21 protein-coding genes are annotated in these 26,574 nt (G+C 33.3%); 15 read left to right on the forward strand and 6 right to left on the reverse strand.

Annotated features, from left to right (window positions below; all coding sequences use genetic code 4):
* Window positions 1-16 precede the first annotated feature (16 nt).
* From EXC55_RS03060 to EXC55_RS03075, 4 genes are all read right to left on the reverse strand, one after another.
* On the reverse strand, window positions 17-1,630 hold the full coding sequence (locus EXC55_RS03060; protein WP_129623197.1) for an ABC-F family ATP-binding cassette domain-containing protein: 1,614 nt from the start codon (window positions 1,628-1,630) through the stop codon (window positions 17-19).
* 98 nt (window positions 1,631-1,728) lie between these two features.
* A complete protein-coding gene (locus tag EXC55_RS03065; protein WP_129623198.1) occupies window positions 1,729-3,018 on the reverse strand; it encodes a trigger factor-related chaperone in 1,290 nt (429 codons plus the stop codon).
* A gap of 179 nt (window positions 3,019-3,197) precedes the next feature.
* The gene (locus EXC55_RS03070) at window positions 3,198-4,529 is read right to left on the reverse strand and encodes a YitT family protein (protein ID WP_129623199.1); all 1,332 of its coding nucleotides are present in this window, start codon (window positions 4,527-4,529) and stop codon (window positions 3,198-3,200) included.
* Window positions 4,530-4,613: 84 nt separating this feature from the next.
* Complete coding sequence (locus tag EXC55_RS03075) at window positions 4,614-4,982, reverse strand: PTS sugar transporter subunit IIA (protein WP_129623200.1); 369 nt, start codon at window positions 4,980-4,982, stop codon at window positions 4,614-4,616.
* A 255-nt stretch (window positions 4,983-5,237) separates the two neighbouring features.
* Between EXC55_RS03075 and EXC55_RS03080 the strand changes: the two genes are divergently transcribed.
* The 14 genes from EXC55_RS03080 (at window position 5,238) to EXC55_RS03145 (ending at window position 21,967) form a co-directional block, all read left to right on the forward strand.
* The gene (locus tag EXC55_RS03080; protein ID WP_129623201.1) at window positions 5,238-5,492 is read left to right on the forward strand and encodes a hypothetical protein; all 255 of its coding nucleotides are present in this window, start codon (window positions 5,238-5,240) and stop codon (window positions 5,490-5,492) included.
* Window positions 5,493-5,515: 23 nt separating this feature from the next.
* Complete coding sequence (locus tag EXC55_RS03085; RefSeq protein ID WP_129623202.1) at window positions 5,516-6,616, forward strand: hypothetical protein; 1,101 nt, start codon at window positions 5,516-5,518, stop codon at window positions 6,614-6,616.
* Complete coding sequence (locus tag EXC55_RS03090) at window positions 6,588-8,246, forward strand: hypothetical protein (RefSeq protein WP_220096551.1); 1,659 nt, start codon at window positions 6,588-6,590, stop codon at window positions 8,244-8,246. The genes EXC55_RS03085 and EXC55_RS03090 overlap by 29 nt, the downstream gene beginning before the upstream one ends.
* A 127-nt stretch (window positions 8,247-8,373) precedes the next feature.
* Window positions 8,374-8,736, forward strand: coding sequence for an Mbov_0395 family pilin-like conjugal transfer protein (locus EXC55_RS03095; RefSeq protein WP_129623204.1), 363 nt, complete (start codon window positions 8,374-8,376; stop codon window positions 8,734-8,736).
* A 34-nt stretch (window positions 8,737-8,770) separates the two neighbouring features.
* Window positions 8,771-9,244: a hypothetical protein gene (locus EXC55_RS03100; protein WP_129623205.1), complete on the forward strand. Its 474-nt coding sequence runs from the start codon at window positions 8,771-8,773 to the stop codon at window positions 9,242-9,244.
* Window positions 9,245-9,280: 36 nt separating this feature from the next.
* On the forward strand, window positions 9,281-9,961 hold the full coding sequence (locus EXC55_RS03105; protein ID WP_129623206.1) for an Mbov_0396 family ICE element transmembrane protein: 681 nt from the start codon (window positions 9,281-9,283) through the stop codon (window positions 9,959-9,961).
* 136 nt (window positions 9,962-10,097) lie between these two features.
* Window positions 10,098-11,105 carry a hypothetical protein gene (locus EXC55_RS03110; RefSeq protein WP_129623207.1) on the forward strand — a complete coding sequence of 336 codons (1,008 nt, stop codon included), beginning with the start codon at window positions 10,098-10,100 and terminating at the stop codon, window positions 11,103-11,105.
* 11 nt (window positions 11,106-11,116) lie between these two features.
* The gene (locus EXC55_RS03115) at window positions 11,117-11,398 is read left to right on the forward strand and encodes a hypothetical protein (RefSeq protein ID WP_129623208.1); all 282 of its coding nucleotides are present in this window, start codon (window positions 11,117-11,119) and stop codon (window positions 11,396-11,398) included.
* An 85-nt stretch (window positions 11,399-11,483) separates the two neighbouring features.
* Entirely contained in the window at window positions 11,484-11,864 is a 381-nt protein-coding gene (locus EXC55_RS03120) for a hypothetical protein (RefSeq protein WP_129623209.1), read from the forward strand.
* Complete coding sequence (locus tag EXC55_RS03125) at window positions 11,857-12,387, forward strand: hypothetical protein (RefSeq protein ID WP_129623210.1); 531 nt, start codon at window positions 11,857-11,859, stop codon at window positions 12,385-12,387. The genes EXC55_RS03120 and EXC55_RS03125 overlap by 8 nt, the downstream gene beginning before the upstream one ends.
* Window positions 12,388-12,389: 2 nt before the next feature.
* The gene (locus EXC55_RS03130) at window positions 12,390-15,293 is read left to right on the forward strand and encodes an Mbov_0397 family ICE element conjugal transfer ATPase (protein WP_129623211.1); all 2,904 of its coding nucleotides are present in this window, start codon (window positions 12,390-12,392) and stop codon (window positions 15,291-15,293) included.
* 223 nt (window positions 15,294-15,516) lie between these two features.
* A complete protein-coding gene (locus EXC55_RS03135; RefSeq protein WP_129623212.1) occupies window positions 15,517-16,983 on the forward strand; it encodes a hypothetical protein in 1,467 nt (488 codons plus the stop codon).
* A gap of 93 nt (window positions 16,984-17,076) precedes the next feature.
* Window positions 17,077-17,838, forward strand: coding sequence for a hypothetical protein (locus EXC55_RS03140; RefSeq protein WP_129623213.1), 762 nt, complete (start codon window positions 17,077-17,079; stop codon window positions 17,836-17,838).
* A 142-nt stretch (window positions 17,839-17,980) separates the two neighbouring features.
* Window positions 17,981-21,967 carry an Mbov_0399 family ICE element protein gene (locus tag EXC55_RS03145; protein ID WP_129623214.1) on the forward strand — a complete coding sequence of 1,329 codons (3,987 nt, stop codon included), beginning with the start codon at window positions 17,981-17,983 and terminating at the stop codon, window positions 21,965-21,967.
* Between the two features lie 412 nt (window positions 21,968-22,379).
* On the opposite strand, the gene EXC55_RS03150 is transcribed toward EXC55_RS03145, so the two are convergent.
* Window positions 22,380-23,705, reverse strand: coding sequence for a DnaB-like helicase C-terminal domain-containing protein (locus tag EXC55_RS03150; RefSeq protein ID WP_129623215.1), 1,326 nt, complete (start codon window positions 23,703-23,705; stop codon window positions 22,380-22,382).
* Window positions 23,706-23,758: 53 nt separating this feature from the next.
* Window positions 23,759-25,132: a DnaB-like helicase C-terminal domain-containing protein gene (locus EXC55_RS03155; protein WP_129623216.1), complete on the reverse strand. Its 1,374-nt coding sequence runs from the start codon at window positions 25,130-25,132 to the stop codon at window positions 23,759-23,761.
* Window positions 25,133-25,208: 76 nt separating this feature from the next.
* Between EXC55_RS03155 and EXC55_RS03160 the strand changes: the two genes are divergently transcribed.
* Entirely contained in the window at window positions 25,209-26,522 is a 1,314-nt protein-coding gene (locus tag EXC55_RS03160; RefSeq protein WP_129623217.1) for a hypothetical protein, read from the forward strand.
* Window positions 26,523-26,574 lie beyond the last annotated feature (52 nt).

Genomic DNA, 26,574 nt, shown 5'->3' on the forward strand with positions numbered 1-26,574 from the left:
TAAGCGATTTTTTTATTTAATAATTCATAATTTTTTCGTATTCGTCTAAAGTACCGTGATAGGTAAAGCTTTTATCAGGAGCAATTTCAAGAATAACGTTCGCTACATTATTTACAAAAGCACGGTTGTAAGTAGTAAAAATTGCACCACCTTTGTATTTTTTAAGTCCTTCAATCACACTATCAATGCTTTCGGCGTCTAAGTGGTCTAGTGGTTGGTCAAAAATTAAAAAGTTAGCTTCTAGTAACATCATTCTTGAAAACATTAACCGAGCTTTTTCACCACCGGAAGTAACATTAACCTTCTTAAAGACAGAGTCGTTAGAGAATAACATTCTACCTAAAAAACCCCTCATTCTCTGGTCACTAACATCTTTAGTTTCTTCGGTTGAATTGAGTAAAGGCCATTTGGAAATTCATTCTAAAATGGTGATATCTTCTTGGAAGTATTCTTTGTTTTCGTTTGGATAGTAAGTAAATTTAATGGTTTGTCCTCATTTGATTGTGCCACTAGTTGGTTGAATTTTACCAATTAAACATTCTAAAAAGCGAGTTTTAGCAATGTCATCTTCACCAATCAACACCATTTTTTCACCTTTAGAAAGGGTGAAAGAAACATTTTCAAAGAGAGTTTTACCTTTTTCATCTACGTAAGTTAAGTTTTCAACACTCAAAATATCTTTACCAGGTTCACGATTAAGATCTCAGGCAATGTAAGGGTACTTACGATTAGAAGGTTTAATTTCATCCAAAGTAATTTTTTCAAGTGATTTTTTCCGACTCGTAGCTTGCCGTGACTTAGAAGCGTTAGCTGAGAAACGAGCGATGAATTGTTTAAGTTTTTCAATTTGTTGTTCTTTTTTGGCGTTTGATTGTTTCATTAATTCACGAGCTAGTTCACTACTTTCTTTTCAGAATGAATAGTTACCAGTGTAAACTTTTGCCTCATTAAAATCAATATCGACAATGTGTGTGCAAATGTTGTCTAAGAAGTCACTATCGTGGGAAACAACAATCACAACATTTTCATATTCAGCTAAAAAGTTTTCTAGTCATTTAATAGCGCGCAAGTCGAGGTGGTTAGTAGGTTCGTCCATTATTAAGATATCAGGGTTACCAAAAAGTGCTTTGGCCAATAACACTTTAATTTTTTGGTTAGCTGTTAATTCTTTCATTAAAACATTTCACTTGTCTTTTGGAATTTGTAGTCCTGAAAGTAATTCTTGAGCATCATTTTCTGCAGTTCAACCACCAAGTTCGCCGTATTTTTCTTCTAGTTCACCTGCTCTGGTGTAATCTTCCATTGTGGCGTCAGGATTGGCGTAGATAGCATCTTTTTCTTCTTTGATTTTGTGTAAGTCAGTGTTACCCATAATAACTACATCAGTAACAACTAGATCATCAAAGGCATTTTGATCCTGACTAAGTACACTTAATCTGCGCCCTTTTTCAATAATGATTTGACCACTGGTTGGTTCGATTTCTTTAGCTAAAATTTTTAAAAACGTACTTTTACCAGCTCCGTTGGCGCCGATAATTCCATATGTATTTCCAGCTGTAAATTTGAGATTCACGTTTTCAAAAAGTTTTTTGTCAACAAAGACTTTACTTAAGGATTGAACTTCAATCATTTTTACTCCTTTTACGAATCTTACTATTTTGTAGGATTAAATTAAAAATCAATTTAAAAAATGCAAAAACAACACACAGGATGTTGTTTGCTTAAATGTTATTGAAAAGCTTTTCATTTAAGATAGTGTTTAAGTTCGTAGTAAAGTTCAGGTTCATTGTATTTTGCTGAATACATAGCGACACGAACGAATCTTAAAGTATCTTCTAATCTGGCTTGCATTTCAGGTGAAAAAGGATCATCTTGTGAAACACGGACGAATCATTGCAAGAAATTTTCTTTTTCCTCATCACTTAATTCGAATTCTGGTGTGTCTTTTTCAATAAGATCGAATAATAAGTGTTTAATTATTGGTTTGTTAAAAGTTGCTAACATAAATTTAAGTTGTTGACTTTTTTCATCACTTTTGTCAACAAAACTTAAAGTTTCATAATCTTTAAGCAATTCTCCAACTAAAGGAACATGGTCTTTGTGTCACTGAATTTCATTTTCGAACAAAATTTTACGATATGGCGTATCTGCTATATCAAAATAAACTTGTCCGCCAAGGTAGTCTAAAAGATTAACTCAGTGTTCTGTTAATAAATTAACGGCATTTTCTGTTAAAAAGTCATTTACCAAAGTATTTTTGTAGTTTTCTAAACTGCCAAATTCAGGAAAGTGTTGTTGACATAATGTTTCAGTAAGTTCAACATTTTGTTTTCTCTTGGCGTTAACAATCACAATTTTAAGGTGATTATTGTCGGGATCATTTACTGAATATTCTTGTCCTACTTTTTTGCCAATCACTGTTTCATTAAGCGATGGATTAGGAAATTTTTGAGCAACAATTTTAATTAATTTATTTTCTTCCAAAACTTCTTTTTTAGGGGAAAACACATTTAAAAGTAATTCAACATTATCTTCGAGTTGAATTTCGTCTTCAGGTTTAATGTCAAGGAAAAGCGGATAATTTTTTAAGAATTTTTCTGCCGAGTCCACTACAAAATCGTATGGTTCGTGAGGTCTAACTTTAAAAGGCACATTGATGTTTTTTCAGTCAAAATATTTTTCTCAATCTTTAAAACTAATTTTGCCATACATTAATGCGTTTGTATATTCTTCTTTGGTAATTTTAATTGGATCAATTACTCTAAAATTCAAAATACTAAACTCGTTTGCACTCGGTTTAACAACCTCTCTTACAAATGCATCCTGAAAGGTAAGAGATGCAGCTTTAGCTGCTAAACGGAATGGTTGCTCTGAAGTAACTTTTTGTTTGTGTTTAATTAATTCGGTGATGACATCAGTTTGGGTTTTTTGTCAAGCTGTTTGTTCATATGTTCATTGAAAACTATCTTGTTGAACTGGTATTTTTTTGGTAAATTCTGGTTCTTTGAGATCTAACATTACACTTCCTTTCATACAAATTTTGCGAATACTTCTATGACAAAAGGATATTCATAAAATTTTTGCAGATTCAGTTTAGAGTCTGTCTGTAAGATATTTTTATATTATATAAGATAAGAAAAAAAACTTAAGTAAAGTGATTTCTGCACGATAAGTTAAGAAATTTAAAAACAAGCGATTTAGTCGCTTGTTTTTGTTTCGGTGTCGGTCTTTTGGACTTCTTGTTTAACTAATTCGAGTTCAGCTTTTAAATTCTCAAGTTGAGTTTCGACATTAGTTAAATTCGTTTCGAGTTTAGGTAACTCAGGATTTAGTAAAGTCGCTGTTAAAGTAGTGTTACTTGTTGGTTCGCCAAGTGGTTTTTGTGTGTTGTTTTTACGATTCTTTTTCAAAATATATTTGTATTCTGAATGTGTAATATACATATATCCGTCAACTTTTTTCAAGTCAGAAATCATAATAAAAGCATTTGGATCAACTTTGTTAGCTACTTCTAGAATTTGCGCTGCATCAATGTAAAGACAAGTTGTCATTACAACATTTTGTGGTGTACGTGTAAAGCCACCAACCATTTCTTTAACGCTAGTTGAAAAACGATACTCTTTAAGTTCGTTAACTTTGTCAACGATTTCTCATGGTTTCGAAGTGATGACTTCAACTTTGACCATTTTGAACTTTGGAAACAACATATTCAAAATTCAACCATTGAATAACACCATAATTAATCCCGCAACAAAAGCAGGACTAAATAATAGTTGCATATCTCATTGATTTTCTTTTAGTCCGTTAGTTAAATAACTACCAAAAAAGTAAGCAAATAAGAATGATACAAAGTGTAAAAACATTAGAAAGCTACCAACATCACGGAATTTTTTTCTTGATAAGTAAACACTTAAAATATCAAAACCAGCTGAAGAACTATCAATAATTAATAAAATTGCTGTAAAGATTGCTTGTAAACCACCTCACAATAAACCATAAATTAAAATTGATAAGTCACCGATGTTGTCGCTAGTTCATTTGATTAAATTATGTTCGTCTAATTTTCCAAACAAATATAAATGTTGCGAATCGTAGATTGAGTTTGAAATAATCAAACCTACAACAGTAACTGAAATCATAAAAATTAGATTTAAAAGTGTAAAACGCTTTCCTATTTTTTTGTAAGCCAAAATAAACAGCGGCACATTAGCAAAAAAGTTAAGCAACCAGAAAATTGTGTTGTAGATAATAAAACGTGTAACTTCATTAAAAGGTAAAACCTGATACATAAGGCGTGCTGTTGCTTGACTAATTGCAGCTACACCCATTTCATAAAGTCCGGTAATTTGGATAACAAAATACTGAGTTAAACCAAACAAAGCTCCAATTAGAACTGTAAAAACAATTTGTCATCTCAAACTTTTAACACGATAAAATGTGCCAAAAGTCAATAATGACTGTTTAATTTTTGCTCGTTGGACTTCTGTAATCCGTTCAAACTTAGCTTGTTTTTGTTGATTCTCTTTCATAATGCAAAGAATTTTAATATATATTAAAAATTAAAAGTAAAAAATGACTAGTATTTACTAGTCATTACAAAGAAATAGTTGATTTTAAGCTGTGAGCAATTTTGCAAGCTCATTTTTGAGACTTTGAGCAATATCGCCAACAACAAGTGTGATTTTAGTTTCACCCGCCATTATTCCCGAGACATATTTCAGATTTTTTAAAGCTTCAAGGTTCACTTTTTGTCTATCTTGAATCGCTAATTTTAAATTAGATAATGTTGCATCCACCTCTGTAATATTGGCTTTTTCGCCAAGCAAAGTAATTAATTCATTGAGATTAACATACCCAGGCAAAGCCATTGTTGAAACTTGTTGGATGTTCTTTTTTTTATGCTGTTTTTTTCAATAAACTCAGCAAAAACCAAAAGTTACTACGGTTAACAAACCAATTAAAAACTTATCTTTAAATTTCATAAAGTAATTATATGAGTTTTGTACCGTCTGAATAAGCAGACTTTGAAATTTTACAGAAAGGAGCAGTTATCAAACAAAGGGTTAAGTTCAAAGTTAGACCCAAGCCTTTACTTAGCACTCTAATTACCGGGTGCTTAACTAACAAGCTCTTATTCACAAATTTAGCATACAAAACACAACACTTGAAGTAACGGTTTTTCGTAATGCTTGTTAGTTAAGCACTCACATTTGATAACTTGCTCAAAAGGAAATGCTATGACAAAATTCAAGACCAACAAAACTTTCAAAAAATCACACTGACTCATTGTTATGCTTGCTTTGTTCTTTCTTACCGCAATTGGTTTTGTTGCCTCCTTAATGTTTGTGCTTTTTGGTTCAAGTCCACACATTGGAATTGTGTATGCTGTTTATACCGTGTTAGGAGCAAGCGGAGCATTTATGTTTAGTTTATTTATTCTTTGTTTTGTCAATTTACTCCAAATTGTGAAACAAAAACGTGATGAAGTTTAACAAGAAGGCGAAAAAGTTAAAAAATGTCAGCAAAAACTAAAAAAACTAACGCTTTTGCCGAACTTAAGCATTTAAGTGTCGAACAAATGAGCCAAATCAATTCCCACTTAAACACCACGCCATCAATTCAAGACTTTTTGTTTGCAAATGAAATTTTGACTTACTTACCAAGTAACGAAGTTTCCTTAACGTTTTGGAAAACCAAAAGCAAAGATAGCACCATCAAGCAAAATTTTGTGCAGGAGCACACAATTATTCAGGAATATTTTGCCGCTTTACCACCCTTAGAACAAAACGCAATTTTGTCTTACTTACACGCACAACAAATTAAGCCAAAACTAACAAACGACCCCGAATTTGCCAACCTTAGCGCAGACTTTGTAACTATTTGTGACAACAACGAAGCGTTACCAAACTTTACAGAATATTTAACAAGTTCCAATTTGCACCACTTTGACACTTTGTTTGCGCAAATCACACAAAACGGTGTTAAGTTAGACCACACCAACAAGCACTTTTGACTTTTAAAGCAAATGTTTTGAGTGCAAGACAACTTTAGTACTAACTATCTTTATTTGCAAATTTTGCCGCAGACAACTAATCCTCTTGGTTTTAATCTTTGTGCGGAATGAAGTGTAATTCGTATCTTTTGTGATAGTTTAGACAGCGCCCAACTTAAAGTTTGTTTCGAACACTTAAAAACACTAAACCCGAAAGCCCACGCGGCACTAAGCAAACTTTATGCCGCCCAACTAAACATTGTGCAAACACCACCGAAAGCTAAAAAAGCAAAACCAGCAGCTAAACCAAACGAACATTTAGTCGACCTGGTTGAAGCAATTGTAAACAAGCTAAACGATGCAAACAAAGACGTCGAGCCAATTACAAGTCTAAGCGAATTTTTCCAAAGCAACAATATTCACACACAAAACAAAGTTTTATACGCCCAATTCGATACCAACAACCGCATTCAAACTTTGCTTTCACCCCAACAAGTTGTGAATAACTATTTGGCGACTTTGCCAGCCGAGGCACAAAGCCAAGTGAAGAATTTGCTAAGTGCACGTTTATTTGCTAACTTTGCGCAGCCCCGCAGTGAACAAAGTGAACAAGCGAAAACTTAAACATTTCGTGTTAACGCCTTTGTGTTTTACGCCACTTATTGCCACAAGTTGTTTTAGCGTTAGAGAAGGAGCCGGGGCGGCATTAGCACCCCGACGCAGCAGCGACACAATCAGCACATCCGCCAACACGCAAAACCAACCGATCGTGCGCCAAGTGACAGTACAAAACCAAAACTTTTGAATTGCACAGCAAGACAATTATGTGCTTTCGCCAGTGTGAATCGAGGCAGCGCAGCATTCAAGCGAAGAATTAGCACAATTAATTCCCCGCGTTACAACAATTACGCTAACAGATAACCAACTTAGCACCCAAGCGCTAACGCCTTTGTTTACATTAATTGAAACAATCTGAAACCAACACGGAGTAAATGCGCAATACCGCATCAACTTTAAGTCCATAGTAACAAATTTAGAGCACGTTTTTAACCAACACTTTACCAGCGAACAAAAAAACGAAATTAAAGCCACTGTGAACTTTTTTCGCCAAGGAGACAACAATGAACCAAACCAAAATTCCGAACATGCTGCAGAAAATGCAGCGCAAAATGAACCGCAAACTTATTGTGACACTCAAGCAGAAGACAACCCCAATGAACCCACAGAGGCGCAATTCCAAGACTATTACCAAAGTATAAGTTTTTATCTTAATTTAAGTGCCCAGAACACTTTACCCGACCAAGTCGACAACCCCAGCGATGTTAAAAATCCTTTTGCCAATGAACCTTTAATTAAATTCTTTGCCGATATGGACTTTTTTGACATTGTTTCCCAAGGTTTTACCGGTATTGCCACCATTGAAGCCTTAAGCAAAATTAAACAAGACTTTGACAAAGCAAATCCGGCAGCTTTTGCCCCTTACGCGGTGCTTAAGGCCAACCATAGCAACGCGTATACGTTAGATGACTTTGACTCCAACGGCACTTACCGCGTAAATGAGCAAAATATTGTGACGCAGTTTGCCAAGGAACAGGTGCTTAATGCACCTTTTGCAAATTCCTGAAGCGAATCCGACCTTTTTCTAGCCACACAGACACCGCAAAATGCGTTAGTTAACTTTAACGACGAAGATGGCGCCAAAAAGCAAGGGTGAAGTATCTTTTATGCCCAGTTTTTACAATGTGCCATCGCCCAAAAGTGAATTGCTTTAATGCAACACATTTTACACCAAGGAACTAATTATGACTTAGAGGATTTACGTACTGATGTACACATCAAAGCCAAAATCGAAGCTTACTTAGATGCATTGTTAACTTTTGCGCAGTTAAATTGAACTATTGGTCTAATGCTTAGTAATGAAACTAAACCTAACTTATTGCTTTTCCCCACGAGCCCACAATTGGCGTTTGCAGGCACTTATGCGTGAGTCTTAGACCAAATTCAAGAAGTCGCTTTACCTTTGCTTTACGTGCTTTTAAACACACAGGAAGAGCAAAATGAACTTAAGACTAAGTACCACCAAACTTTTTTTCAAGACAGCCAAGGCCTTAGTCTAAAGCGCAAATACAACATTTTCAACCAAGCGTTAGCGCAAAGTGATGGTTTAGAGATAACAATTGCTAATTTTGACGAGCTTACAACACAAGCAGAGAGTAAAGTGAAAACGCTTTTAAATTCTTTAGCATTCCATTAATTTTGGTGCGCTTTCATTTACACACTCCAACTAAGCAAACAAACAAATTCACAAATTTTGCCAAAATGGGAATTTTTTGGGAAAAACATTAGCAAATTAACACCAAACTCACTTTAGAAAGGATGAAATGAATTTCATAACACAATTAGCAGAAACATCGCCAACCGAAACTCAAAAAATCGGAATTGAAACAATTAACAAACAAGCTTATAGCATAGGCTCACAAATCTGAAAATTTGGTGCCGCGTTCTTAGGAATTGGCTTAGTAATTGCAATTGGTTTTATTATCTATTTTGCCTTAAAACTAATTATGTCTAACGACCAGGAGCATACGGAAAAATATATGCGTAAAATCAAAATTTCCGTGCTTGCCCTTGGCATTGTTGTGGGCGTGCTCTTAATTGTTTCCTTTATTGTACCGACCGTAATTGAGTTATTTTCAAAATCAGACCCCTTAAGTGCTTTGAACAAAAGCGATAAAGTGAGTTAAGTTGTTTAATTGAATATACTATGCCATTTTCCAAATGTTTTGAACCTTTAATTTCTTTGCGTTCAACATTTTAAAAGGAATTTTGTGACTTTTTCACCAGGTGGCCGTGGAATTTCCCTTTCGCGTTATTCTAGGAATTTCCTCCACCCAACCCTTAAGTGATATTAGTCTCCCGCGGCTTTTTATCGTCTTTTCGTTTATTGTTGTTGTTTCTTTCATTGGTTTTGTGTTAGTAGGTTATTTTCGTTCTATCAACCACGACACTGAATCAGGCAAAAAGCCCGCCATTATTAGTACTCTAAAATATGCGTTCTTATCCACCATTTGGCTTATAACTATTCCCATTGCGTTCTATTTAATTTCATCTTTCGCGATACAACTAATTAACGCCTTTTTGTTTAGTAACGGCCAGCCGGCGCTAACAGACACTTTACTTAAAGCAATGTATATGAAAGAATGGGAAGCTAATGGGCTTACACTCGAACGGTGAATTACGGAAGTAAACTAAAATAACTTTTGAATTACAAAAAACGTTTTTAACGCGATGAATTCCGGTGATGGTGTCAAAACAAACATTAGCGGTTACATCTTAATTATTGGTGCCGCTTACGCGGTGATAATGAGCTTTATTCGTCTGGTGGAATTTATTTTTCACCTGGTGATTTTATTCTTTGTCGCGCCGTTTTCGGCAGCTGGTTCGTTATTAGATGATGGTTTAAGTATCAAAAAGTGAAACCGTAAGTTTTGGTCGAAAAACATTGTTATTTATTCGATGTTACTAAGCTTAATTATTTTTGGCTTTGTTGTCGAAATGGCAGTTGATTTTTTAAACACTTTAAATTTATATTGAGTAGTCAAAATTGTCTTTTTAGCTTTAATCACCATCGGCAGTTGCTTTGCGTGTTTATCGTTTACCTCCATTGTAGCTAACTTAATCGGCGAAGAAATTTCCGTGCGTAAGAACGTGGCGAATTTGAAAGCCAAAGCTGCGTCATTTAAAGTCCTTAAAAGTCCGAAAGCAACTAAAACCACTAAAGCTAAACCAGGTACCAAACCGGTCTTACAACGCAACCAAAAAACCCTAATGAAACGAAATCAAGCATTCAAACCGCAACAACTAATGCAACGCGGACAGGCAAATAAAACCCAATCAATGCGCGAGCGTTTAAAGCAAGCGTTAGCTAAGGCTAACGCCGCCCAACAAGCCACTAAACCTAACATTTAAATACAAAGGAACTATGCAGACAATTTTAAACTTACACACTATTCCACCTTAAGAGCACGAATTTTGTGTTTATCATCACACAAATTTTTTGTTTAGACCTATTTTTTAGATGTATTCACCAAACAAGGAACCGCAAATGAATCCATTAACAACCACTTTTCTAATTGCTTTTGATGCTGAATTAAAGACCGCACAACAACCCTCCTTTCTTAATTTTTTAAATACGTACGCTATTTTCACTGTGCCACAGGCAAAACAACTTTTGCACGACGTTTTTAACCCCAAAGGTAAAAACGACGCTATTTTAAAGGTTAGTGCACATTTTCTTAATGCTAATTACGATGCCAACCAAACTTTCACCATTGACTTAACCACCGGCACCACACAACTATTGAAACCCGCAAGCAAGCAAATTGTTCAAAATGGGAATTTTTTGGGAAAAAATGCAACTAACCAAGAGCAAAAGGAGTGCGCAGCCAAGCAAATTTTTACACCCGCCACTTTTCGTAAATACCTATGCGATAGCTTTTTTCTTTGCAAGGTAAGCGACCAAAACATTTTACTTTACGACCAATTAACAAAGTTAAATCGTGATGCGTTTGTGAGTTTGCAACCAAGCGATAAAACCGGCAAAAATTTTGTGTTAGACACGACAATTGATGCAGCCGTGTTAGCAAGTTTGTGCCAAAGTTTTTTGACTTATGAACTCAAACATTGACTCTACCGCGATATTTTTCGCTTTTTAAGTGAGCAGTTAGAATGCAAACTTAATACTAACAAATGACTTTTTCTAACCACGATGGCTTATAGTTTGTTAATTAATGCTAACTTGCACCATAAACTCGACACCTTCCTTAGTTTCATCAAACGCCACAAGCACCAATTACTCTCTAAGTATCGTTTAGTGCACGGTGACAAAATTGTCCAAATGTTACCTTTTATTCAAAAGCATTACATTCCTTACTTACGCCGTAATACCAACAACCTTTATATTCACAGCTTAATTAACGGTTTAGAACAAAGCATCAACCCCCACACCAACCGCCAGTATCGTCAATGTTTCGACTTAACTAAACCTTTTGGCAACGCTTTTGTTGCAGCTAACAAATGCCTTATTTTGCATTGTCAAGACAAAAATAGTTAGAAAGAGAATTTATGGAATTTTCACACTTAAATTTAACTAAAGCAAGAGCAGCATTAGAACCTTTACGCCAACTCAACAACAAAGAATACAACCGGCTTAGACACAAAATCTTAACCATAGAAGACAAAACTCAAGTCTTAGCAGAGCGCATGGGTTGATACCAAAACGGAAAACCTTTATTTTTGCAAAAGAAAGAATTATTGCTTATTGAAGAAATTAACAAAGTCTTAACGCGACAGAAGCGAGAAGCAGCTAAAAACAACAACAAGGAAGCAGCAAACGTTTCGACTTAACTAAACCTTTTGGCAACACTTTTGCCGAAGCTAACAAACGCTTTATTTTGCATTATCAAGACAAAAATAGTCAGAAAGGGAACTTATGGATTTTTCAAACATTAATTTTTCAGATATTAAATTTTCAGACATTAAAATTTCAGACTTTAGTTACGCTAAAGCAAGAGCAGCGTTAGAACCTTTACGCCAACTCAACAACGAAGAATATAACTGATTTAGACACAAAATCATAACCATTGAATACGCAAATTGACGACGTTTTGCAGACACCACGGATGCAGTCGCAAAGAGAAACCTTTTAATTTATCATTTAAGAAATTCAGAAAAGAATGAATTACTTCTTATTGAAGAAATTAACGAAGTCATAGCGCGAGAGCAACGAAAATTAGCGCGTGCGCAGCGAAAATTAGCGCGAGAGCAACGAGAAGCAGCTAAAAATAACAACAAGGAAGCAGCAAATGTTTAGACCGCCAAACCAAACAACTTACTTATTCAAAATTTTGCCACTTAAAAGTGACTTTTGAGAAAGTACCACCTATGAAAAAACTAACTATCGCCACAATGTACTTATTATTGCGCAAGATAAAAATAAACACAATTTTTACTTTGTACCTTTAGTAATGCCCCGTACGCCACAAGCGAGCTTTTACGCCCTTACCGTCCAGCACGGACGCCTTAAATATCACCTTTTGCACGACTTAGTTTATCGTATTGACCAACAGACTTTCAAAAATTGAATTGCTTTAAATGACGATGAAATCAATAAGCGTAAGCAAATTGCACCCAAAGCAAAAGTCCAAATTTGAGATATGTTTGCGCCCCGCTTTCAGACTTTAACAAATCGCCTTGAATATTTAAATACAACTTATAGCAGCCATATCGACCCCGCCATCGAACGCTTTGACATCTATAATATAGGCACAAACACAAAATTACCAAGCCGACAACCCAAAGTATGTAAGAACTTATTCGAAATTTTTGAATTTTAATTATGCAATTACAACCAAAAAAATTAAGTAATAATGCCTTACGCATCTGACGGAACTTTACTTTAGTCGACTTTGGAATGTTTGTGCTTTTTATGTTAATTGGTTTTATCGTTGCTTTTTTTGCTTTGCCAAAGGAACTTAACAAAAATTACAAAGGCTTAGTTTTGCTTGGTGTGTGAATTTTGTTATCTTTTACTTTAATTTGAGTTAATAATTACAATGCTCGTTTGTATAAGGTGTTGTGAATTGCTCTAAAATATATGCTTAACCGCAAAAAATATTTAAAAACGAACGGCACAGCAAAGCATTTAGTAGTTTATAGTGACTTTCGCCACGGTAAGTATGTGGAATATTACAAAGGCGCTTTTGGCACCAAACGCCGTTTCTTTGGCGTGTTAGCACTCCAAGCCAAAAGTCCCTGGGAACTGGACGAAAGCGAACAAAACACCTTTTTAAACCGCATCACCGACTTTTTTGACGCCCAGAGTGAAAGTTTTAATTTAATTCGCCACCGGACTTTGTTAGACTATGCAACTAACAAAACGAAACTTTTAAAACACCAAAACCGGAAAATTAAAAACATTGCCAGGGAATGAGACGACCAGAATGGTATCTTTTGGTTTCAAGGCGAAAGCGTTATTGATAATTACAATGATTATTATGCTTACCGCTTAGATGACTATAACAAATTAGATATGGGACTTTATGTTGACAGCTATTTTATAGTTGTGCACGCCAATTCTATTAGCGAGTTAGAATTGCAATTAGAACAAACCAAAAATTACTTTTTAAATTTGAATATGGAAGCCGAAGTGTTGCAAGACCAAAACTTAGTGGCCTTTTTAGCGCAGCATAATTTAAAACCGCGCAGTGACAAAGAAATTTTAGAATTTTTAGACTATCAAAACAAAATTGAATTAGCAAAAGCCGCTAAGGGCGAAAAAGTCTATGAGCGTGAACGTTTAGTTTCACGCCGAAAAGAAGCTAAGTTAGCCCGCATTAAGGCGAAATTAAGCACAAAACAAGCTTTAACGCCAAATAAGGCGTTAAAAGAACATAAACAAATGCAGGCCGACAAAGCCAAAGAGTATGAATCACTCCAAAGTTTTTTAGCTTTTGACAAAGTAATTTTCAAAAAGTGATATTTTTATGCCGATAACAAATATTACGCTTTGCAAATGGTGAATGAACTCCCAGTGCAATTAGCGCAAGCCTGGTGAGACCCGTTATTAGATAACGAAGCAATTATTAATATCAATAATGACTTTGTTGCCGAAGAAGGCAAAGCGAGGTTATTAGACCGCAGCATGCGCAATTTGGAAATTAATGCCGACACCCACAAATCACGCTATGAACAAAAGAAAATGAATTTAGAAATGGAAGCAGTTGAACACATTGAAACGCAAATGCAACTCCAAGGTAATGCTTTATTGAATATGAAGTTCTTATTGCTTTCCCAAGCCGACAATTTAAAAGAATTAAAGGTCAAAATGAACGAAATTAAAAAGAATGCAAGACGTGCGAAGATCCAACTAACACCGTTATACTATCGCCAATTCGAAGCTTTTGCGCAGTTCCAAATTTTTAATAATCGTTTCTTAAAAGACTCTATTCAAATCACAACCCAGAATTTTACTAATGGTTGAGCTTTAGAAAACGAAGTTAATAACGACCATAATACTAATTTAATTGGTTTTTCTAAAACCTCCGGGGAACCTTTAATTATCAATAATTTCTTTAAAGGCAACGTCCGCAGAACTAACTATAATGGCTATGTTTTAGGTTCAAGCGGCAAAGGCAAAAGCACCTTTGTCGGCAAATGAATTTTGAACACTCTTAGTGAAAACAACCGCGTTTATGTTTTAGATTTACAAAATGAGTACCAAAATTTAGCGTTAGAATTTGGTGGTTCTTTAATTGACTTAGGCGCCGGCAAAAACACCACTATCAACCCTTTACAAGTGAAAATTCAATTCTATGATAATGATAGTGAGAAAATTGACTTAAATACTATTATTAATAAACATATCATTTGGTTAGAAGGCTTCTTTCAGTTAGCTAATAATGAATTTGACACCGAACAAATTATGATTATTTCGCAATGCGTGAAGGAATTGTATGAAGAACAAGGCGTTTATGCCTTAAAAATAGATGAATTCGCCAACTTTAAGTTTCCAATTTTAAGTGACTTAATTGCTAAACTAAAAACTTTAACTTTTCCTGAAGGTATCGACCAGCGCCGCAAAAAATTGAAAAAGTTAGCTATCATTGATACTTTCGAATATCTTTTTACTAAGAATGGTAAATTTGCCAAAATGTATAATGGCCAAACTAACATTGACTTAAACAATGACTTTATTGTTTTTAACACCCAATATTTAGTCGGCAGCGGCAACATCGATGCCGCCCTGGGACTTTATACTTTGCTTTCTTTTATTCAAAATAAAATTTATAGTAATTGAATTATTGATAAGAACAAAAACACCTTATTAGTAATTGATGAATTACACCAATACATTAATACACAGAACCAAACAACGCTTGACTTTGTGTACTTAATGACGAAAACGGTGCGGAAATTTCAAGCCGGAATGCTCCTTTGCACCCAGAATCCTTCCGACTTTTTAGCTACCGAAACAAAAAGCAAAAAAGCCGAAGCCATTTTACAAAATTGCCAGTATTCATTCATTTTTGGTTTGCGCCAAAACGACCTTAATGCTGTTAATGAACTATTTAAAGACACTGGCGGTTTAAACCAAAGCACCAGGGCGTTTCTTAGTGATAGTGATATTGGTAATGCACTAATTTCACTCCACGCCTATAGTAAAATTCAAGCCGAAATTTACTATAATGACTTCGAAATGAAATTGCTCTTCAAACAGGGCAATTTCAATACTAATTCATAACAATTACTAAAAGCAGTTTCAATTTTGAAATTTGCTTTTTTCATACAAAAAAAAAAAAAAAAAAAAAAAAAAAAAAAAAAAAAAAAAAAAAAAAGCCGCATTTTCTTAAATATAATTAAGTTATTGATAGTTTAATGCGTAAAATGTGCAAAAAACTAAAAATTTTTACACATTAATAAAAAATATTAAAAAAAGGAACAACACAAAACAAAAAGGAGAAAGAATGAAAAAGAAACTAAAATGAACCTTATTTAGTACTCCCTTAACACTAATAAGCGCTTTGCCTTTACTTGCAGTTTCTTGCGGTAAAAGCAATGAAAACACAAACACCTTAAATAACAATGAAACAAACACAACTGGAAACGAAACAGAAAATAATCATACCGGTACTTTAGATACGAATAATAGTGATGAAAATTTAAATGAAAACGAAACAGAAGAAAAAACTGAAACAAACTTAAAACCAACTGTTGAAGTAGACGCGGATAATAACCAAATAATCACAATACACAAAAAATTCGTTTCTTTTAAACCGTATTCATTATTCTGAGATACAAACTATTTATATGGTTCCGAAAACTTAGACAAAACAGCATCGATTCGAATACGCGAAGTATCTGGTTATAATGAAATGTTAGAGAGATGAAAAGACGAATACGACGAAACTCCGGTTGTAAAAGAAAAACTCAAAAAAAAGAATATTGAGTTGAAAGATATTGAGATTCCAGCTTTTGAGTTTTGGAAAAACAAAAACGCTAAAAAGGAATTGGTAAGTAACTGAGAAAAAAATTATAAAAAAATCTTTAATGAATATTGATTTGAATTGTCAGTAAATGATGCTCCTTCAGAAGAAACACTAGACTTACAAAAAATAGATAGTTTCAAAAAAATAATTCAAATTTTTAAAACTAATTGAAATGAGTTTTTAACTTTAGAAAAAAAAGAAGAATTTTTAAAAAAATATAGAATTTATTTTTTTACAAATGACTCAATTACTCACAAAATTATGGAATATGACTCAATTTGAAGAAAATATAATGAAAGTTCAAAATTGTTTAGTTACTATAACTTTCCCTATGTAGTAACAGAAGGAGCAAATACTTATAAGTTTTATCGTGTTTTTAAATTAACAAATTTACAAAAAATTAATGATACATTATTAAAATTTACTTTTTCATTAAATAAAAATTATGAAAATGAATATGTCGAAAAATATGGCACAAAAGAAGTAAAGTCTTCTATTTTGAAATTATTGCCTGAAACAAATTTTTCTTGATATTTGGATTTAAAAACAGAAACATGAATTTTTTCGGAAAATGATTTTGAAGAATTAGAAAAAATAAACGATTTTTCTGAAAAACCAGATGAATTTTGATATGAAACTTTATCAAATATTCTCGATATAAAATACTTGGGAAGTAAAGAAGAAGAACAAATTTCAAAATATAATTTTGAAACTTTAAAAAGCAAATTTGAAATTAAAAATATTGCAAAAATTTTTTCAAGTTTAGAAAATAGTAAAAAATATGTTTTATTAAAAAAATTCTTAGAAACAAAGTTCAATTTTACCTTACCAGACAATTTCTCTCAAAACATAGAAAAATTAACTTACAATAAAAACCAAAAAGTTTTTGAAATTTTATTAAAAATTAGTGATAATACAAAAATTAAAATTTTGTATTCAATTTAAAAAAATGGTAAAATTTAAGTACCGTTATTAAAACTTCAAGTGGCAGACATAAAAAATGTTTGCTTTTTGTGTTTTGTCATTTTAAGGAGATAAATGAAAAAACACAAATTTATGACTTTTTTAAAATTAACACCAAGCGCTGCTTTTGTTCCGTTTTTTTTGTCCGCTAATTTTTTAGATACTGGAAATCAACAAAACCGCACGATTTGAGCTGACGAAGAAAAAACGGTGAATGACTATGAATTTTGAAAATTAAAAAGAGAAGAAGTTTGAGAAAAACGAATTGAAGGTTTGACACAATCAACTAGTGACGAAAAAATTGGAGGAGGTGACTGAAAACCTAAAGATGGAAAAATTTGAGTGTTTGTAAATAGTTCAAACGGTGAAACCGCTTATGCAGTCGGTGAAGACGCGCCAGCTTATGATTACAAAAACATTTATAACTTTGAAAATTCGAATCAATTTAATGTTAGATACAAAAGTTTAAATAGTGATACAGCAAAAATATTAAAAGCAGAACCTTTTCCTTTAAGCGAGAAAAATATAGTTTTTCCAAAATTCACATATATTCTTGAAAAAGATGTCAATGTCGGAGAATTAGATTATGATCAAAAAATTCAAAGAATAAAAAATATTTTTCAAAATTTGGAAAATTTAACATTTTTAGAGAGAGATGTCAAAATTCTTACACTATCAAACACTTGAGGCGCGCCTCATTTTGTTACCACAGCGTGGAATGTTAGAGTATTAGCTAGTGTTTACGCTTTTTTATTTGAAAATCAAGAATGACAAAATACGGTACGAAATGCAGAAAAAATCGAAACAGGAATAACTTTTTTTAACCTTACAAAATAAATCAGAACCGTATATAGAATTTGTTCCTTTATCACATACTTATAATGTTAAAGATCTTGAATTGGTAAAAATAGAACTTTTTTGAAAATATACAACAAGCACCAAGAACCACCTTGATTCTTTTGTTGAAAATTACCGAAAATTGAAAAATGAACTAATAGCAAACAATTCTAAATTTGAAAGTTTTTTAGGTGGAAACATTTCAACAAGAAATTGAAATTTACCCATTCAATTTGCTAACGAACCAACTAACGAAGAGATTTTTAACAAATGAATTAGTAAATGAAAAGAGAATTTAACTTTAAGTGAAGGTAAAAACATACGCAGAGAGTTAGTAATTGAAAAAAACTCTGACAATACAGTTAATTTAAAAATAAAAAAAGAAACACGAGACAACGAACCCGGTAGTGACTGATATTCTGTCGGATCAATAGATTTAGTAAAAAACTTTCCTTTAAAATTCAAAAGAAATGCAAAAGGAGAAGAATATTTTCGTATAAAAAGTGAAATGAATGCAGACATTAGTTTATTTAGTGATACAGGCGGAAATTTGAATACGAAAAAAACAGAAAATGAAAAAAAAGAATTAGCCCAATTTGGTTTAGAAAACAATCTCACAAAATTAGAGAAACACATTAAAAATTTGAATACACAATACAATTTTTTTGAAGTCGTTTTTGCGCAAAAAGAAAATAGCGCAAACAATATTTACTTATATTTGAAAGAAAAAACTAACTCAACAACAATTGAAACAAGGGAAAAAACTATTGCATTTCAAACCAATAACGCAGGCATTATAGTAGATATAGCGAATTCGTTTGAAATAATTTATGGACCTTATGCAAATTTTTACGACAAAAGCGATATTAAAATAGCAAAAGAATTACCTAAAGTTATAGAAATTCCTAAAAAAGCAGAAACAATTACAGACGAAAAAACAAATCATAGTTATCTATTGTTAGATAATGGAACATACAAGGTATATTCACCTGTTTCAGTTAAATTTACTGCAAAAAACGATAATTTTGTTTTGTATGTAAATGGTGTTCAAGCAGAAGTTTACAACAATATTTTCTTTGTTGACCTAGCCGAAAAAGATAAAGATAAAATTGGAAAAGAAAGCAAATATGTTTTGGAAGTTAGAAAATATGTTAATGGTTCAAGAAACTTTCCTCAAGACCTGGAAAGTATCACAAGAAAAACAATAATATATAAACCTAAACCATTTAAAGTTGATATTAAATGATTTGGTTGGAATCCAGACAAAAATCCTGATCAGAAAAATCTTATATCACGCTATCTCGTAGACGAAAACGGTGAAGTGAAACGCGATGGAAATGGTGCGGCACTAAAGAACCCAAACTATGATGAAACAATCGATCCTTTAACTGGAACTAAAAAACAATTAATTTGGTTCAAAACAAATTTATATATTGATAAGCCACTAAATAACTCATTTTTACGACTAAAAAACAATTTACTTCACGCAACTTATATCGGGAAAGCTCACAATTCCAGCCAATTACTTTATATGAAAAAAACGGGTTTACCATATGGTTCAAAATTTATTTTTAATAATAAAAAAGTGGACACACCACAAACAGAGTGAGCAGGAGTTATCGCCGAAGCGACCGTAATTGGAAAAGGTGGTAGTTTTGTTTATGGCGGTGACACAAAAGAAATAGAAATTTATAAATTAAATGAAATTTCAATCAATAATTCAACCGAATTATATTTAGACTATGCCAAAAAATGAATAAATGACGACTCTCGAATAGTAAAAATACCAAGCGATGAAAATAGTTTTCTTATTTCATCAAATGATGAATTCTTTTCTCAAAATGGCATTTACTTATTTGTTAGTAGAGGCGAAGACACTATTAGTTCCTTTAAATTCGTTTTAATTCAAGAAAGAGACGATGAAAAGAACCAAAATCTTATAGGTTCATCATTCACCGATAACATTAAATCAAAACAAGTGCAGCCATTATTTGAATCAGAAATTGGCAAAAAGTTCTTTGCATATTTAAAAAATGTACTAAAAGTTGAATACCAATTAAAAACCCTAAGTTATGAGCAATGTTTAGTTTATTTTCAGAAATTTTTACAATATACAGAAGAACAAACTAAAAATAACGAAAACGACCGCGTTTGAATTCGTCCGCTATTTAATCACAATTTAGATAATTTATATTCAAGAAATGAATTTAAAGCTAAATATGAAGGCAATTTAAATACTTTAGCAAAAGATATCTTTGCCGACTTTGCGCATAAAGATAAAATAGCAATTCAAAGCTTTACAATTGACAATTATCGTAAAAATAATGTAATTTTAGACTTAATTGTGACTAATCCCAACCTTAAGTATCAGTTAATTGCCAACCGTGTTAATTTCCCTATTATTTTTACCGATAGCAATATTGGCAATGAAGATGAGGAAAATATTGACACCGACCCCGACATTATTTATTTAGAATTTGACGATGAATACATCAGAACAATTGAAGCGCCAAAATATAATGTGAAAAGCTTTATTAAAACTTTTAATAATAAAGAACCGAAACGGTTATGACTAAAAAACCTTTCTCGCCGCAGCTATGAACATATCAATTTTGAAAATCTAACAATTACTAAAAATGACGAATCCCAAAGCGTAAATATTACCTTAAAGGCAGAATTAAAACCAAGTGCTATTGCACTTAAGAAGCAATTAATAAATCAAGAATTGCACACAACCATTAGTTATGACTTATTTGGTTCAGGCGCAACCGGTATTTTTGCCGACATTGACATTTTTACAATTAACTTAATTGGTGTAAGCCAAGACCAAATCGAAGCAAGAATTAAATGAGTTTTAGCACAACAAATGCCGCATTTAGTTTACGAACGAGACTATCGCATAGTCCCAGACACTTTAGAGCGTATTAAAGCAATCTTAAATGAACCCGAAGCAAACATTCGCGATGCTAACGCCCGCAGTGAAGACTTAAGCTTAGAAGAAAAGGAAACAGAAGCTAATTTTGGCAAAACATTGTGCAGAATCACCTTACCAGTAATTAACACCATCTATGACTTAAGCAAAGTTAGTTTCCCGGCATTAGACATTAATGCCAAATATAATGTTTCCACTTTAAATACAGAAATTTTAAAAACATACTTAAATACACATATTTTGGACACCACCGGCCTTAATTACTTTGATATTAATGACATAGTTTATACTAACTTTAATCAGTTACAAAACGCTTTAGTGCAAGCATCACAACAAAATATGCCAGCTAACTTTAACATCGAATTTCAAGGCCGTACTAATTCGAAAGTGAAAAATAGCAATCGTTTTGCCGTGCAATATCACGGCCACTATGACAAAACTTACACCGACCTTTCCGAAATTGATCTTAAGTTAACTTATGCCGAAAATGACAGAGCAAAATTAACTAACGCTATCTATAATGAAATTGTTAAAACCTTAAATGAAAAAGGTATTGAAACAAAAGCTTATATTCCAATTAGTAAGGGTTTAATTGCTTTATTAGTAAATGAGCTTACACCCGATGATGCAGAATTGCCAGTAACTATCACTAAGGAATTTTTCATTAAACCTAATGAACCTTTTGGACAAAATCAAGGAAAAGTTACTATCACTAACACTTTAAATCAAAAACCAATTGATAATAATCAATTTCTTATTGACTTAAGCATTGTAAATTTTGACTTAACTTATGATGAAAATGTTTTAAGTAAGTTAGAAGCACAAATTATTGCCGATATTAAAGCAAAAATGACAAATGCTTACCAATTGAACGAAACGCAATATGCAATTAATCGTCATAAGTTACACAAACTTATTCGTGAAATTTTCGATCCAAATGCCAAAGTAAAAACTAAAGCATTTTTAATTGAACCTATCGAAAATATTAGTGAAAATAACGGTAAAGTAAACATCACTAACACTAACACAAAACCAGTAAATGATGACTTACCAGACATTGGCGAAGACCCCGAAGAAATAGCGAAAAAAGTCTTTATTAAAAAAGTAAGTTATTCAGTGGGCGGCACAGTTGCATTCGTGACAGCGTTTGTATTATTTGTAATTTGACGTAAAAAACGTGTAAGAAAAATTAGATAACAAAAAAGCTCCGCGAAAAGGAGCTTTTTCTATGTTAAATTACCGTATCATAAGCATCATTTCTATTAGAACTATTTACTTTTAATACTATAAAATAGCGTTATTTGCTATTATTAGTTTTATTTTAAATGTTTTTTTGATAAAAAAATGATTAAAATAGTATTTATATAGTATTAAGATAGGAATGCAATACTATTGGTATAGGATTCATATAGGATTGGTATAGGATTCATATAGGATTCATATAGGATTGGTATAGGATTCATATAGGATTCATATAGGATTAGTATAGGATTCATATAGGATTAGTATAGGATTCATATAGGATTGGTATAGGATTAGTATAGTATTAGTATAGGATTGGTATAGGACGCTGCTTCAAACCAAAAATTTGTTATAATTTATACTATACTTACTCTATCTCATTCATAATTCCTACTTCATTAAAAGTCATTGTTTCACCGCGAAATTCCATATAGGCACGTCTAAGCGTGCCATTTCGATTTTTGATTAAGTCGCAACAAAGGAGTTGCGACTTTTTATTGCGCTGTAATTGATTAATTAGCTTAGGTTCAAACTCTTTGTACATTAGCACAATTTGGTCGGCGATTTGTTCAATAGCGCCGGAATCTTTTAAATTTGCGCTTGTTGGGCGCATTTGTTGGGTGTCACTTTCCCGGTTTAATTGTGAAAGTAAGACAAAAGGAATTTCTAAGCTTTTGGCAATAAGTTTAAGTTTGTTCACCGTGTCGCTTAAAGCATAAGTGCGAATGGTTTTCTCATCAAATTTCATAATTTGTAAGTGGTCTAAAATGATTAAGTCGATATCTCATTGTGTTTTTAATTCTAAAATTTCATTAGTTAAATAGTCACTGTCGATAAGATGTTGGGCTGTGGGCTCTAAAATACGCAAATTTAGGTGTTTTTCAATGTACGCTATAGCTTTATCGATGGCTTGTTCGTTAGTTGGAGTTGCTTGTCAATTCTTACTATTTAACATTCAGAGCGGTAATTGCGTTAAATTAGCAACTAAACGGCTTAAAATTTCTTGTTTTGTCATTTCTAACGAAACAAATAAAATGTTTAATTTAGTTTTGTTTGCTTTGCGGGCGTTTAAAATAAGGTTAGTCGCTAAAGCCGTTTTGCCAATGCCCGGACGGGCGCCAATTACGATTAATTCACCTGGTCGTAAGCCCTGGTTGTTAGTATCAAACAATGCTCACTGGGTGCTAATTGTCTTTTCTTGGTTCTGAAAAGTAAGACGAAAATTATCTAAATATTCATCAATGCTACAGGCGGCAATTTTGTCTTGGCTTAGATTTTCGGCTAACAAATTTAAAGTTTGTTTTAGTACATTGCGGCTAAAGTCAAAACTAAACTTAGTTTCCCGTCAGGTTTGAAACAAAGCTGTAATTTTATCAATGACGACGAATTTTGCAAATTCTTGCAAAAAATAGTCTTCATTCTCAATTGATGTCAAAACTACTTCGCCATAAATATTAAAATAAAATTTCGTGAAATTATGTTTGCGCGCGCAATCGACTATATTTTGGGTTGAATATACTTGGCAATTGTCAAATAATTTTTCCAAAATTTCAAAAAGCACTTGGTACTCTGGAACTTTAAAATTCGCAGGCGAAAACTCTGCAGCGTAGTGATTGTAATCATAGTTGTTAAGTACAACGCTCAACACGGCGCGCTCAACTTTATAACGAAATAAATCTCTAAAGAAAGGCATTGTTAGTCCTTATTTGCGTATATATCTATAACATTGCATTATTCGTAAATTAATTATTTTTTTAATTCCTTAAAAGTTAAAGTTTCACCATTGAAAACCATATAACTATCTGTTAAGGCGTTGGCGCGGTTTTTTGCCATATTAAAAAAGCAAATGTCGACAAAGTTACCATTTGATAATTTATGTTTGCTTTTTGAAAGCAAAATAAATTGGTCGGCGGCTGCTTCAATGCTGGCTGAATCTTTTAAGTGTTTTAAAGTCGGCAAGGTTTGTTCCTGCACGCTTTCCCGGTTGAGTTGGGAAAGCAAAATGATAGGAATTTGGTTTTCTTTGGCAATTTGTTTAAAAGTATCAACCGCTTTACCGACTTCGTAAGTACGCAATGTTTCGTTTGGATAATGTAAATGTTGTAAGTGGTCGACAATCACTAAGTCTAAAGGGTGTTTTAGGTTAATTAAGGGAATGAATTTAACAAAAGCATCAATATCACTTTGTTCGTGCAGTGATTGCTCTGCAATGAGTAAATTTAAGTTCAAATTAATAAAATTAAGCGCAAATTCCATTCTCGCTTTGTTTTCTGCAGTGTTTTTTCACGTTTGCTCGCTAAAATTTGTAATAGGAATTTGGGCTAAGTGTGCAAACAAACGCGCCATAATTTCCTTTCGATGCATTTCCAAAGAAATTAACAACACATTCAAAGGCCTTTTTAAGCGCCCTTTGGCTTTGTGAGCAACGGCCGCAATTAAATTTAAGGCAAAGGCGGTTTTACCAACGCCCGGGCGGGCGCCCAACACAATTAAAGAACCTTTCGCTAAGCCCTGGTTATAAGCATCAAACAAACTAAAACCAGTTAATAATGGCTCTTGCGCTGTGTTTAAATTTTCCTTAAAAGTTTTTAATTCAGCACTAAGTTCCATTTGGGTTTTTGTCATTTTGTTTTGTAATTGTTGTAAACGGTTTCATAACGCGGAGAATTTTTTGTGTGCTTGGTCAAAGTCCAAACTAGTGGTGTTAGCAAGGAAATGTTGATAGGTTTCTTCAAAAGCTAAGGTTAATTCGTTTTCAAACAAAGCTTGGAGGTCATAGTCTACGTTGCCGCTAAGGGCGTGCGCATTCTCTATAATTTGCAACAAAGGCGCAAATTTTGCTTCTGGTTTATTGCTTCTTTGCAAAAATTCTGTGATGATTGAACTATTAATTTTTAAATTTGCATCCATAATTTGTTTAAACACACCAAACAATTCACGGCAGAGCGGGTCGCTAAAATCATTTTCACTTAATAAAGTGAAAATTTTGGTCTTAGTTCAGCGCCAATTTTGCACGAGCTGTGCCAAAATTTGAATTTGTGCCGCATTTGCTTCTGTTTTGGTGAATGGTGGCGGTGTTGGCGAACTTAAAGTTCGAGTTTTGGGACGGAGGGAAGCCATAACAAATAAAATCGTTACCAAAGCCAAAGTTTTAAGTTCAAAGTTACAATAATTTTAAACGAGAAAGAGTTAAGTTATGTCAATTTTTACCTTTGCCGAAGACCACATTTTCCACACTTACGCGGACGAATTTTTAGCTAAGCACCAAACAACCTGGGCAGCTTACATAGATGCATTAACACGCCAAACTTTAGCGCAGCAGCCTACCAATTTTAAACCGCTGGGCAATTTAGAGGTTAAACACAATGACACATTGAAGACAAACCAAAGCGAGCTTTGGCAGTTATGCCGTCAAGGTGTTGAAATTGTGGCCAAATTTAATGTCTTAGAAGAACACTTTCGCACCAAAGGCCGCTTTGAAGATGCAAACACCCGCACTTTCATTGTGCGGGAACGTTATGTACGTACCATTAGTATCAATGGTTTTGAATTAACTTATAACTTAACTATGTATAGTAAGCCCCAACAAGGCAAATTTATGTATTACCACACGCAAGCTTTGGTTAATTTGAAACGCAAAAAGTATTTAGCACTAACTTTGCACCAACCTTTACACACCCAGCCAATCGCCCGCCGAAAACCAAAACCAGGCGACAACCGCCTTCCGCACTATGTGTGAGCTTACGCCCAAAAAAGTAAGTTTTATCAAACGCAGCAAGCAAATTTTGATGCTTACCTTACCAAATTTCACCAGAGCGCCACAATTCAAATTGATATTGACGACGCTTATCAGCGCGTGCAGAGCAAGGGCAAAGTTTACAACCAGGCTGTGCGCATTGCGCATATTACCAATGAAACAAACGAAAAATTAATTTTCGTGCAAAAACTAACAAAAAGCACCAAAAATGTGAATGTTTTGGTGCGTTTTTTAATTAATCAATTGCAACTGAAAAACAATTGCAAATTAGTAAATTTACTAATTTGCGGTGATGGCGCCAAATTTGTGACTAAAATTGCCAAGTCTTTACAAGGCGTGCGTTTGTGCGACCTTTTTCATATTCGTGACAAAATTGTAAAAACTTTTGCCGGACTTTTTAGTATGCGCCCAGCGCTGTGTTTTTACCACCGCATCATCGCCGCCTTTGAGGCGCGAGATGCAAACTTATTACTAAAAGAAATTACCAATTTTACGAATTTTGCACTAAGCAACCACCGCTTTAGTGCGAAAGTGCGAACCAAAATTCAAGCATTGCAAAAGTATTTTTTAAAAAATTTTAAGTTAATCGAACATACTTTTAAATTAAACCCGGCAGTTACGCCTTATGCCGAAAGCGCCATTAGTCACTATTTTAAGGCAAATACCAAAAGTGCGTTTTGCACCTATAGTTGAGAAACAATTTGCCAAAAAGTACTAAGTACGAATCGAACCATTAATATTATTTTTCTTTAGCGAGCAAAAAGTTAACTCAAACTTTTTTGCGGTTAGTGAAGAAATATTAATA

It is taken from the genome of Mycoplasmopsis columbinasalis, from assembly GCF_900660705.1.
GTDB classification, from domain to species: Bacteria; Bacillota_I; Bacilli_A; order Mycoplasmatales; family Metamycoplasmataceae; genus Mycoplasmopsis; species Mycoplasmopsis columbinasalis.